General features: G+C 71.5%; 12 protein-coding genes. 3 read left to right on the top strand and 9 right to left on the bottom strand.

What is annotated here, in order from left to right; all coding sequences use genetic code 11:
* Positions 1-202 precede the first annotated feature (202 nt).
* The 7 genes from AB0K08_RS10835 to pheS form a co-directional block, all read right to left on the bottom strand.
* Positions 203-508, bottom strand: a complete 306-nt coding sequence (locus AB0K08_RS10835) for a hypothetical protein (RefSeq protein ID WP_363354256.1) — start codon at positions 506-508, stop codon at positions 203-205.
* A 109-nt stretch (positions 509-617) separates the two neighbouring features.
* Complete coding sequence (locus AB0K08_RS10830; protein WP_363354254.1) at positions 618-1,433, bottom strand: beta-ketoacyl-ACP reductase; 816 nt, start codon at positions 1,431-1,433, stop codon at positions 618-620.
* Between the two features lie 35 nt (positions 1,434-1,468).
* Positions 1,469-2,512: an alpha/beta fold hydrolase gene (locus AB0K08_RS10825; RefSeq protein ID WP_363354252.1), complete on the bottom strand. Its 1,044-nt coding sequence runs from the start codon at positions 2,510-2,512 to the stop codon at positions 1,469-1,471.
* 24 nt (positions 2,513-2,536) lie between these two features.
* Positions 2,537-2,893, bottom strand: coding sequence for a hypothetical protein (locus AB0K08_RS10820; RefSeq protein ID WP_363354250.1), 357 nt, complete (start codon positions 2,891-2,893; stop codon positions 2,537-2,539).
* 176 nt (positions 2,894-3,069) lie between these two features.
* Entirely contained in the window at positions 3,070-3,807 is a 738-nt protein-coding gene (locus AB0K08_RS10815) for a 4'-phosphopantetheinyl transferase superfamily protein (RefSeq protein ID WP_363354248.1), read from the bottom strand.
* A 24-nt stretch (positions 3,808-3,831) separates the two neighbouring features.
* Positions 3,832-6,498: a phenylalanine--tRNA ligase subunit beta gene (pheT, locus tag AB0K08_RS10810; RefSeq protein WP_363354246.1), complete on the bottom strand. Its 2,667-nt coding sequence runs from the start codon at positions 6,496-6,498 to the stop codon at positions 3,832-3,834.
* A gap of 7 nt (positions 6,499-6,505) precedes the next feature.
* Entirely contained in the window at positions 6,506-7,585 is a 1,080-nt protein-coding gene (gene pheS / locus AB0K08_RS10805) for a phenylalanine--tRNA ligase subunit alpha (protein ID WP_363354244.1), read from the bottom strand.
* Positions 7,586-7,722: 137 nt separating this feature from the next.
* Between pheS and AB0K08_RS10800 the strand changes: the two genes are divergently transcribed.
* Positions 7,723-8,154: a DUF4157 domain-containing protein gene (locus AB0K08_RS10800; protein ID WP_363354242.1), complete on the top strand. Its 432-nt coding sequence runs from the start codon at positions 7,723-7,725 to the stop codon at positions 8,152-8,154.
* A gap of 93 nt (positions 8,155-8,247) precedes the next feature.
* Positions 8,248-9,468: an MFS transporter gene (locus tag AB0K08_RS10795; RefSeq protein ID WP_363354311.1), complete on the top strand. Its 1,221-nt coding sequence runs from the start codon at positions 8,248-8,250 to the stop codon at positions 9,466-9,468.
* A 48-nt stretch (positions 9,469-9,516) separates the two neighbouring features.
* Here AB0K08_RS10795 and pcp read toward each other — a convergent pair whose 3' ends face one another.
* Positions 9,517-10,215 (bottom strand): pyroglutamyl-peptidase I, encoded by a 699-nt coding sequence (pcp, locus tag AB0K08_RS10790; protein ID WP_363354240.1) that lies wholly within the window; start codon positions 10,213-10,215, stop codon positions 9,517-9,519.
* 57 nt (positions 10,216-10,272) lie between these two features.
* On the opposite strand from pcp, the gene AB0K08_RS10785 reads away from it, so the two are divergent.
* Positions 10,273-11,394 carry an Rv2578c family radical SAM protein gene (locus AB0K08_RS10785; RefSeq protein WP_363354238.1) on the top strand — a complete coding sequence of 374 codons (1,122 nt, stop codon included), beginning with the start codon at positions 10,273-10,275 and terminating at the stop codon, positions 11,392-11,394.
* On the opposite strand, the gene AB0K08_RS10780 is transcribed toward AB0K08_RS10785, so the two are convergent.
* A complete protein-coding gene (locus tag AB0K08_RS10780; RefSeq protein ID WP_363354236.1) occupies positions 11,376-11,834 on the bottom strand; it encodes an NUDIX domain-containing protein in 459 nt (152 codons plus the stop codon). The two genes, AB0K08_RS10785 and AB0K08_RS10780, sit on opposite strands and share 19 nt — an antisense overlap.
* Position 11,835 lies beyond the last annotated feature (1 nt).

Genomic DNA, 11,835 nt, shown 5'->3' with positions numbered 1-11,835 from the left:
GGGACGGTGGGACGGAGTGTGCTGTGCACAATGCCTCCTAGAAGTTTCAGTGTGGCCTGCAGACGAACCGACCGTGACGCCGGACACGTTGGAGATTGATAGTACTCGGGAGTTCGGAACCACGGCGCAGCAACGCCGAACGGCCCTGCCGATATCGACAGGGCCGTTCACCGTGGCGACCTCAGGGACGGAACCCCTCAGTTCACTTGAGCAGCTGGCGAGCAGCCTTCACCCACGCGTCGGCGACGTCCTCGGCGAACTGGATCTGGGTGGAGGAGGTCTCCTTGACCCACTCGACCTGGCTGTTGCCGGCGAACTGACGCTGCATCTGGAAGAAGCTCTTGGCGGCCTTCTCGTAGTTGTCGACGGCCACGCGGGAGTTGGACTTGGCGGTCTCGGCCACGGCGGAGTTGAACTCCTTGACGCGCTCGGCGTTCTCCTCGAAGCGCTTGGTGGCCTCTTCGGCCATCTTGCTGGCGGTCTGGTTGGCATTGGCGGTTGCGGCCATGATGACTCCTTGACGGTTGGTCTTGTTCTCATCGGCAGCGTGTCCTGCCTGCTAATAAAGTTAGCAGCAGTTGCTAACCCATGCAAACCCCACCGTCAGGTGAGACGTGTCACATGTCCATGCCGCCGTTGACGCCCCACACCTGACCCGTGATGTACGAGGACTTGTCCGCGCAGAGGAAGTGCACCACGCGTGCGATCTCGTCGGGGTCAGCCAGGCGCGCCAAGGGGATCCTGCCCTTGATCTTGTCCATGACCTTCTCCGGGACGGCCTCGGCCATCTCGGTGTTCACATACCCCGGCGTGACGGTGTTGACCGTGACCCCGATCGAGTCGTCGTGCAGCTTGCCCGCGCGGTCCAGGTGGAAGACCGCCTCCCGGGCCAGGGTCTTCGTCAGGCCGAACAGCCCTGACTTGGACGCCGCATAGTTGGCCTGCCCGATGTTGCCCATCTCGCCGATGATCGACGAGACGTTGACGATGCGGCCGGTACCGCGCTCGAGCATGTGCTTGAGGGCGGCCTGGGCCATGTAGAAGGTGCCGGAGAGGTTGACCTGGATCACCGAGTCCCAGTCGTCGTCCTCCATCTTCAGCACCGTGCGGTCCCGGGTGATCCCGGCGTTGTTGACCAGGATGTCCAGCTGTCCGTGCTCCTGCAGGACGTCCGCGATGGTCTGGCGCGCGTCCTCGGCCTTGCCGACGTTGCCCGGGTGGATGGTGAACTTCCCGTCCGGGAAGCCGCTGCGCAGGGAGGCCAGGAATTCCTCCGCGCGCTCGTGGTCCCGGCCGTAGCCCAGCGCCAGGTCAGCGCCCTGCTCGGCCAGGCTCCGGCTGATCGCGGCGCCGATGCCGCGCGTGCCGCCCGTGACGAGGGCGGTGCGTCCAACCAGCTTGGTTCCCTTGGGTCCCATGACTACTTCTGACATCGTTGTCTCCTCGTGGATGTGGTGGGGGCTCCGGATCACACCGGACGGGTCGACTGGCTCCGGGGTTCGAGCCACGCGTTGAGATGGGGCCAGATCTCGCCTCGTGCCCGCGAGCCGGCCATCAGGCCGATGTGTCCGCCGACGCCGTCGAGGTGTTCCACGTCCCCACTCGTCAGGACGTCGAACACCGGCATGGTGCCGTCGCGCGGGGCGATGTGGTCCTTGGTGGCTGTGACCACGAGGATGGACTGCTGGATGGCAGCGAAGTCCACCTTCTTGCCCCGCAGCCGCACGCGGCCCCGGGCCAGGCGGTTCTCCTTGTACACCCACGTCACCCACTGCCGGAAGGCCCGCATGGGGAAGTTCGGGTTGTCGGCCACCCACCGCGCCATGGGCTGGTAGGCGCTCCGGTCCGCGGTGCCGTCCTGCACCTGGCGGAACAGCCGCAGGGGCGTCCCGATGTAATTGGGCACCGGCTTGAGCATCTTGTTGACGGTGTCCACGTAGGTGCCGGGCAGGAAGGCCCCGTGCTGGCCCAGCCAGTCGGTGTCCACCTCGTCGTTGCCGAGCAGGGTCTCGTACGTGGTGTTGGCCGCATCGAAGGGCATGGTCAGCGGAATCCAGTTCCGCACCGGGGCGTCCGGCGTGACCGACAGGTACATCCCGGTCAGCACGGCGCCGATGCACCAGCCGATCAGGGTGATCTCGTCGGCGCCGCTGGTCCGCCGCACCTCCCGGATCGCCCGGGGGATGTACTCGAGGGCGTAGTCCTCCAGCCCGGTCTCCGCGTCCTCCTCGTCCGCGTAGCCCCAGTCCACCAGGAAGACGTCGTAGCCCTCCTCCAGCAGGAACTCGACGAAGGAGTTGCCCGGCCGCAGGTCGAAGATGTCCGGGCGGTTGATGAGCGCGAACGTCAGCAGGACGGGCACCGGATGCCTGCGCCGGGAGCTGCGGTACCGGTACAGGGTGGTCTTCCGGTAGGTCCAGATGATCTCCTTCGGCGAGACCCCGACCGCCGCATCCGCCGTGGTGAGCTGGATGTTGGTGTACTTCCAGAGAGCAGACGGCAGCTCAGCCATCTCCTTCATCAACGACCACATGGGTCAGTCCCCCTGGTCCGCTGCAGTACCCCGATGACGCCGGCGCTCCTCGGCCAGGTCCTCCTCCAGGCGCTCGACGGTCTCGAGGACCGCTTCCAGCTTGTCCTCGTTGCGGGCCAGCTGGCGGTGCAGGGAGACCACATCGGCCCGGCCCGCGACCCGCGCGTTGCGGACCGCGAGGTCCATGACATCGTTGCCGATCCGGTTCAGGGCCACGAGGTTCCCGGCGGCCTGCCCGAGCATCTCGCCGAAGGCCTTCGTGTTCACGACCTCTTCCAGCGCCGGGGTGGCCGTGGACAGGAAGTCGTCCATCATCTTCCGGAATTGCTGGGAACCGTTGGTGCTGGATTCTTCGAACATGCGGCCCTTTCGTCATCGGGGTGGGGTCGCCTACGCCGGTGCCCACCTCGCGTTGCACGGAGTCAAGGACCACAGTACAGACAGGGACAGAGAATCCGTGTCGCGGCAGCCGATCATGTCACCAATACTGTAAAGTAACCCGCCGCGCCGGGCTTCCGGCTCGTGTTTGCCGGACGTCAGCGGCCCGCCGGTCGGTCCGGTTCCCCTCGGCGCAGCAGGCAGAGCATCCCCGTCAGCCCCTCCCCCACGGGTCCCCCGGGCCAGTGCTCACCGGTGACGATCACGGCCTCCGGGTGCCCGGGGACCTGCGGGGTCAGCGTTCCCGGAGCCGTCACGCGCACCTCGGCGGGATCACCCTCGAAGCCGGTGCCGCTCGCCTTGACCACGGCCTCCTTGAGGGACCAGAGCGCGGCCCGGACGGCGGGCTGCTCCGCGGGTGTGCGGCGGGAGACCTCAGCGGCCTCATCCGGGGAGTAGGCGACCTCCCCGAGCCCCTCGGCCGAGGCGAAGGCCGGGGCGTCCGAGACCTCCAGGTCGACGCCGATGCGCCACCCCCGGCCCGAGGCCACGGGATCGACCCATGCCGTGGCCAACCAGCCGCCGGCCCGGCTGAAGCTCACGGCCGGGAGCGTCTCCGCCTCGACGGCGCCGGTGAGGGCATCCGGACCGCGCCGGCGCCGCGCCAGGGCACTGTAGGCCAGCTCCGGGGCACCATGGTCCCGCGCGCCGCACCGGGGACAGTGATGGAGAACCGTGAACGTACCCGGGCGGTGGCCGAGGGAGACCGCCAGGAAATCCAGGGCCTCCCGCCGCTGGTCGCCGGCTCGGGGGCCGGTGAGCACCACGTGCCAGTCCGGAGCAGACCCTCCGGCCGGGCCCACGCCGGCCGCACCGGGCTCCGGCTGCGCGCTCACGTCCACCCCGGGATCCCTTGCGGCCTAACGCTGGACGGCGCCGTGGCGCCGGGCGGCCAGCTCGGTGGCGGCGGCACGGGCCGCCGAGGCCTCATCCGCGGTCAGCGTCCGGTCCGGGGCCCGGAACCGCAGCGTGAAGGCCAGGGACTGGTGCCCCTCCGCCACCCCCGGGCCGGCGTAGACGTCGAACAGGGCGACGTCCTCGAGCAAGCTCCCAGCCCCTTCACGCAGGGTGGCCAGCACGTCCCCTGCCACCACGTCCTGACCCACCACGAGGGCCACGTCCTGACTGGTCGCGGGGTAGGTGGACAGCGGGCTGGCCACCACCACGCCCGCAGCGGCAGCCACGAGCGCGTCCAGGTCCAGTTCCATGGCGACGGTCCGTGCCGGCAGGTCGGCGTCCTCGAGCCAGGCCGGCAACAGCTCGCCGGCAACACCGATCACGGCCCCGGCTGCATCGGCAGCAGCTGCGGCTCCGGCGGCACCGGGTCCTTGAGGCGCCGGTGCCAGCCGCAGTTCGGCGGTCCGGCCCGGGTGGAAGGCCTGGTGATGCCCCTGCGCCACCTGCAGCTGAACGCCGAGGAGGGCGGCCACGTCCTGCGCCGCCCCGAGGGCATCCTGCCAGTCGACGGCCCGCGGGGCGTGCCCGGGGCCCGGCGCGGAATCGTGGCCCGTGAACACGGCGGCCACATGGCGCGGCTGGTGCGGGATGCCCGCCTCCAGTCCGGTCAGGACCTCGTCGGCCGGCCGGACGCCCAGCGGCGGGATGGACGCCGAGCCCAGCTGCTCACCGGGCAGGAACACCAGCCCGGACTCGTAGAGGGCCAGGTCTCGGAAGCCGCGGGAGTGGTTGCGGCGGGCGATGTCCAGCAGCCCGGGCAACAGGGAGGTGCGCAGGTAGCCGAACTCGGCGGAGATCGGGTTGGCCAGGTGCACCATCCGCTGCGCGGCTCCCTCGTCCTCGGTGGCGGAGCCGAAGAAGCGATTCTGCGCCTCGGTCACGAAGGGGTAGGCCAGCACCTCGGTCAGCCCGGCGTCGGCCAGGCCCTGGACCACCCGGCGTCGGGCCGCCTGCTGGCGGGTCAGCCCGCGCCCCGGAGGGGCCACCGGGAGGGTGGACGGGATCTGGTCGTAGCCGATCAGGCGGGCGATCTCCTCGACCAAGTCGTCCGGGATCTCCAGGTCGTGGCGCCAGGTCGGGGCGGTGACGGTGAAGACCGTCCCGGCCGGGCCGGCGTCGAGCCCCTGCCCCTCCCCCGGAGCGGTCCCGGCGGAGCGCTGGACCGTGGCCCCCAGCTCGCGCAGGATGTCCTCGATCTGCTGCTCGGTGTACTCGATGCCCATCCGGGCCCCCGGGTAGGTGGCCGGCAGCTCGATGACGCTCGGCTCCGGGCGGGTGCCCACCTCGGTGATCCCCGCCTCCGCGGTGCCGCCGGCCAGCTGGACGAGCAGCTGGACGGCGCGTTCGGCCGCCTCGTCCGCGATCTCCCAGTCCACGCCGCGCTCGTTGCGCTTGGAGGCCTCGGAGGGCAGGCGGTGACGGCGGCGGGTGCGGCCCATGGACACGGGATCGAAGTGTGCTGACTCGATCACGATCGCCGTGGTGGACTCGGAGACCTCGGTCTCGCCGCCACCCATCACGCCGGCCAGGCCGATCGGGCCCCGGTCGTCGGTGATGAGCAGGTCCTCGGCGGAGAGCGTCCGCGCCTTGCCGTCCAGGGTGGTCAGTGCCTCGCCCTCGGCGGCACGGCGGACCACGATCGGGCCCTGCAGCCTCGCCGCGTCATAGAAGTGCAGCGGTTGTCCGAGCTCCCACATGACGTAGTTGGAGATGTCCACGGCCAGGGAGATGGACCGCATCCCGGCCAGGCGCAGGCGCTGCGCCATCCACGGCGGGGTCGGGCGGGAGGCGTCGATCCCGGTGACGGTGCGGGCCACGAACCGGTCACAGCCGGGCACCCCGTAGATGGGGCCCTCGTCCTCGAGGCGGACCGGGTGGCCCGCGCCGTCCGCCGCGGGTGCGGTGACCAGCGCGGCGGGATCCGTGAACGGCAGTCCGGTGGCGTGGGCGTACTCGCGGGCCACGCCGCGGATCGAGAAGGCGTAGCTGCGGTCGGCGGTCACATTGATCTCGGCGGCCTCGTCCCGCAGGTGCAGCAGCTCGAACACGTCCGTCCCCGGCTCCGGGTCGTTGCCGTTCTCGGCCGAGAAGCCCAGGGTGGAGAGCACGATGATGCCGTCATGGTCCTCCCCCAGGCCCAGCTCACGGGCGGAGGCGATCATGCCGGCCGAGACATGGCCGTAGGTCTTGCGCGGGGAGATCCGGAAGTCCCCGGGCAACACTGCACCGGGCAGGGTGACGATGACCTTGTCCCCCACCTGGAAGTTGTGGGCGCCGCAGACCACACCCTGCACGCCGGAGGGATCGATGCCCTCGCCGGTCAGCGTCTGCTCGGCGCCTTCCGGGACCACGCGGACCTGGCACCAGTTGATGGTCTTGCCGTTGGACTGCGGCTCGGGGACCACCTCCAGCACCTGGCCGACCACGATGGGCCCGGAGAGCGCCTCGGCGGGACGGTGGACGTCCTCCTCCTCGAAGCCGACCCTCACCAGGTCGGCCATGACGTCCTCGGCGGTGGCGTCCGCGGGGACGGGGACGAATTCACGAAGCCATGACAGCGGGATACGCATGAGTGGTTCAGATCTCCATTCCGAAGTGCTGGGAGAAGCGGACGTCGCCTTCGATCATGTCCCGCATGTCGAGGACCTCATTGCGGAACATCAGGGTGCGTTCCACGCCCATGCCGAAGGCGAACCCGGAGTAGACCTCCGGGTCCAGACCGGCGGCACGCAGCACGTTCGGGTGCACCATGCCGCAGCCGCCCCACTCGATCCACTGCGGGCCACCCTTGGCGCCGGGGTGCCAGATGTCCATCTCCGCGCTGGGCTCGGTGAAGGGGAAGAAGTTCGGGCGCAGCCGGATCGTGGCCTCGGGGCCGAACATCTGGCGGGCAAAGTACTCCAGGGTGCCGCGCAGGTCCGCCATGGTCAGCCCCCTGTCCACGGCCAGGCCCTCGAACTGGTGGAACACCGGGGTGTGGGTGGCGTCCAGCTCGTCCGTGCGAAAGGTCCGGCCGGGGCACAGCACGTAGACCGGGGCGCCGCGCTCGAGCATGGCGCGCATCTGCACCGGGGAGGTGTGGGTGCGCAGCAGCAGGTGGGACTCGGGCGGGTCCACGAAGAAGGTGTCCTGCATCTCGCGGGCCGGGTGGTCCGGCTTGAAGTTCAACGCGTCGAAGTTGTACCACTCGGACTCGAGCTCGGGGCCCTCGGCGATCTCCCAGCCCATGCCGGTGAAGATGTCCGAGACGCGCTCCTGCAGCACGGAGAGCGGATGCCGGGCCCCCACGCAGCGGCGGCGCACGGCGGTGGTGACATCCACCGCCTCCTCCACCAGCATGCGCGCGGCGTGCTCGGCCTCGAGGACCTCCGTGCGGGCCGCGAGCGCGGACTCCATGGACTTGCGGGCGGCGCCCATGAGCTTGCCGGCCGTGGACTTGAGTTCCTTGGGCAGCCGGCCGATCCCCCGGTTCGCCAGGGTCAGCGGCGCCTTCTCCCCCGTGTGGGCCAGCCGGGCCGCCTTGAGCTCCTCGAGGCCCGCAGCGGCGTTGAAGGCCGCGAGGGCGTTCTCGACGGCGGTACTCACCGCGGCCTCATCTGCCGGGGAGATCTCCGGCCCGGTGGGCTCTGACTGATCGACAGGGGGGTGGTCCGTCATGGCAGGATTCGACCTTCGTGCTCTGCTGGGGGCGGGTGCTGGCTTCGGCGTGGGGCCACCCGCACCCGGCGGGAGGCCCCGACCAGTCTAGTCAGCCCGGAGGCGGCCGGCGCACACCGGTCTCCTATGCTTCACCCATGCCACCCGTCCTGCCCACCCGGCTCCGCCTGCGCCAGCTGGTCAACGCCGCCAACCTGACCACCCCGCTGGGGCTGGTGCTGGCCCTGTGCGCCGGCTGCCGGGTCCGCCGCGGCCCGGGCGGGTTGCTGCTCGCCTTCGGCTACCGGTGGGGATTTCCCGACGGCGGCGCCTTCACCGTGGGCAACATGGTCCTGTTCCGGCCCCAGACCGCTCCGACGGCCCGGCTGCTGGCCCATGAGTCCCGGCATGCCACCCAGTACGCGTGGTGCCTGGGCCTGCCGTTCCTGCCGCTGTACTTCACGGCGGCCGGCTGGTCGCTGCTGCGCACCGGCGACCCGGCGTCCAGGAACGTGTTCGAACGCCACGCGGGGCTGGCGGCCGGCGGATACCGCGAGCGCCCCGCCCAGTGGCCGCGGCGGTCGGGCTGAGAGCCACTGGCTAGGATCGGTGGTGGCCTCTCGGGCCACCACGCCACCGATCCAGGAGTCACCACGCGACGCCCACCCGTAGCCAGCCCCTTTCTGCCCTGGGTCATCGCCGGCATCGTCATCCTGGCGCTCAACCTCCGGGCACCGATCATCGCCCCCACGGCCATCCTGGGGCAGATCCAGTCCGACACCGGGCTCAACGCCATCGGGGCGGGCCTGCTCACGGGCCTGCCGATCCTGCTGTTCGCGGTGGCCACGCCGCTGGCCACGCGGACCATCGGACGCTGGGGAGCCGAGGCCACGGTCTTCGCCTGCCTGGCGGGTGTGCTGGCCGGCACCGTGCTGCGTTCGGTGGGTCCGGCTTGGCTGGTGCTGGCCGGCACCGCCCTGATCGGGTTGTCCCTGACGCTGGGGAACATCGTGGTGCCCGTCATCATCCGCCGGGAGGTCCCGTGGGACCGCGTGTCCCTGGCGACCGGCCTGTACTCGGCCGGCATGAATGTGGGCTCGATGGCCACCCTGCTCGGCACGGGTCCCCTGGCCGCGGCAGGCGGCTGGCGGTGGGCCCTCGTCCTGTGGGGTGTGCTGACCGTGGTCGCGTTGGCGTACTGGATGGGGCTCGTGCGCCGGCGGCTCCGGAGCCGTCCCCCGGCCGCCACCGAGGTCGGGCCCGCACTGGAGCCCGGCGCCGCCGCCGACGCCGGGCCCTCTGACGCCCCGGCGCCCAGGGCCCGGCCCACGGCGCAGTTCCGTCTCGTCATGTGGCTGCTGGTCATCGCCTTCAGCGGGCAGTCGGCCGGCTACTACACCACCACCACGTGGCTGCCCTCCATCCTGGCCGACTCCCAGGGACTGGACACGGCAGGCTCGGGCGCCACGGCCTCCCTGTTCCAGGTGGCCGCGATCGTCGGGGCCCTGGGCGTGCCGCTGCTGGCGGCCCGGACCCGGCCGTGGGTCCCGATGGCGGCCGTGGCCCTGCTGTGGCTGTCCCTGCCACTGGGGCTGCTGCTGGCCCCGGAGGCCTACGTTCTGTGGTCGATCACGGGCGGCGTGGCCCAGGGCGGCGGCTTCACGGCCATCTTCTCCATCATCGCCCGCCTGGCCCGCACGGACCGCGAGGCCGCCGCCGGCTCGGCCTCCGTCCAGACCGGAGGCTATCTGGCCGCCACGGTGGCGCCGCCGGCGGCCGGCTGGCTCCACACCACCACCGAGGGCTGGACGGCGCCGATCCTGCTCATCCTCGTGGCCACGCTCGCCTTCGCGATCGCCGGGCTCCTGGCCACCCGGGCCTCGGGCCGGCGGACTGCTCCCTGAGCCGGCGGGGTGGTCCGGCGGGGTGGGTCGACGTCCCGGTCCGGCCCACTAGTACAGCGCGCCGCCCGGGATCTCCAGGTCCGGGACTCCCGACGCCGGCCGGGCGGCCTCCTGCGCCGCGATCACCAGCGCGCGGGCCAGGTCCGCGGCGGGCAGGGTGGGCCACGGCTCCGCGTCCGCCGCGCGCCGGGGAGCCCGCTCATCCCACGGCAGGTGGATGAACCCGGCGCGGCGCACGGAGCTGCCCCGCGCCCCGGCGCGGTGCATCACCTCGTAGAAGACGTGGTTGCAGACGAAGCTGCCCGCGCTCAGGGACAACTCGGCCGGGATCCGGGCGCCGTCCAGCGCGGCGAGGACCCGCTTGACCGGCAGGGTGGAGAAATAGGCGGCGGGGCCGGCGTCGTCCACGGGCCGCCCGGCGGGCTGACAGCCGGCGTTGTCCGGGATGCGGGCGTCCTGCAGGTTCACGGCCACGCGCTCCACGGCCACCTGAGCCCGCCCCCCGGCCAGGCCGCACGCGATGACGATGCCGGGCCGGTGCTCGGTGAGCGCCTGCTCCAGGGCCTCGGTGGACCCGCCGAAGGTGCAGGGCAGCCGCTCCGCGACGGCGTCCATCCCCTGCGCGCGCAACGTCCGGGCCGCCTCTTGTGCGGCCGGCCAGGACGGGTTGTGCCCGTCCCCGCCGAAGGGCTCGAACCCGGTCAGCAGGATCCGGGCCGGGCGCGCTGCCACGTGAGAGGGGGACATGCCGACCAGCCTAACTCCCCCTTGCGGAGAGATTAGAACATGTGTTCTAATCAAGGCATGCGATGGGAAGCGCAGACACTGCAGGCCGGGGACGGATCCGAGCCGGGCGAGGGTGGCACTCCAGCCGCACCGGCCGCCTTGCTCCCGCTCTCCGGCCTGCAGCGTTCCATCACCACTCCGGAGTTCGCGGACACCACCTTCCATGAGGTCCTGGCCAAGTCCGCCCTGAACAAGGTCCCGGACTCCTCCCCCATGCCCTTCCGCTGGACCGTCAACCCCTACCGCGGGTGCACGCATGCGTGTCGGTACTGCTACGCCCGCAGCACCCACGAGTACCTGGAGTTCGATGCGGGTGCGGACTTCGACCAGCAGATCGTGGTCAAGGTGAACACCCCCGAGATCCTGCGGCGCGAGCTGAACCGGCCCGGCTGGAACCGCGAGCTGGTGGCCCTGGGCACCAACACGGACCCCTACCAGCGGGCCGAGGGCAGGTATCGGCTCATGCCCGGGATCATCACCGCCCTGGCCGATTCCGGCACCCCGTTCTCCATCCTGACCAAGGGCACCCTGATGGGACGGGACCTGGACCTGCTGGCCGCCGCCTCCCGGCAGGTGCCCGTGCAGGCCTCGGTCTCCCTGGCCATGCTGGATCCGGCGCTCGCCCATCGGGTCGAGCCCGGCACGCCGACACCGGCCGCCCGGCTGAAGCTCGTGGAGAGGCTCTCGGCGGCCGGCGCGGACGTGACCGTCATGGCCATGCCGCTGCTCCCGTGGCTCACGGACTCGGACCGGCAGCTGGAGGACCTGATGGCGGCCCTGGCCGGAGCCGGCGCCACCTCGGTGATGGCCGGTGCATTGCACCTCCGGCCCGGGGCGCGCCAGTGGTACCTGCAGTGGATCGAGCAGGATCACCCGGACCTGCTGGCCGGTTACCGTCAGCTCTACGGCCGTAGCTCCTATGCCCCCGCCTCGTACCGCAAGGCCCTGACCCGGCGGGCCGTCGCCGCGGCACGGCGTCATGGGCTGCACCGGGACGGCGCCCACCGCATCTCGCGGCCGGACGGGGAGGGGCGGAACCCGGCGGCGGACCAGCAGCGAGCGGACGCGACGGCCGCCGGGCCGGGACGTGCCGGGTCGGAGCGCGCCGTTGCCCCGGCCCCTCAGCCGGCGTTGTTCTGAGGTCCGGGCCGCAGCAGGTCCACCAGGGCATCCACGATCGGCCGGTCCGCGGGGATCCAGTCCAGCTCCTGGAGGGTGGCTCGCTCCAGGGTGCACCAGTCCAACAGGTCGTGGTCCTCCAGGGGTTCGGGGTGGCCGCTGACGATCACCGCGGTGAAGACCTGCATCCGGGCCCCGTTGCCCAGCAACCACCCCTCCGGGTGCCCGGCCGCCACCTCCCGGTCCAGGCGGATCCGCACCCCGAGCTCCTCCTGCACCTCACGGACGAGGGCCGCACGGGCGTCCTCCCCCGGTTCCACCTTGCCGCCGGGGAACTCCCACAGGCCCGCCAGCGACTCCGGGGCATTGCGGCGGCCGGCCAGCAGCACCGTGGGCCGGGCCAGGTCGTCCAGGATCGCGGCGCCGACCACGGGCCGGGCCGCCGGGGTGATGTTGCTCATG

It is taken from the genome of Citricoccus sp. NPDC055426, assembly GCF_040677445.1.
In the GTDB taxonomy this organism is placed as follows: Bacteria; Actinomycetota; Actinomycetes; order Actinomycetales; family Micrococcaceae; genus Citricoccus.
This window is presented reverse-complemented; position numbering and strand designations above follow the sequence as displayed.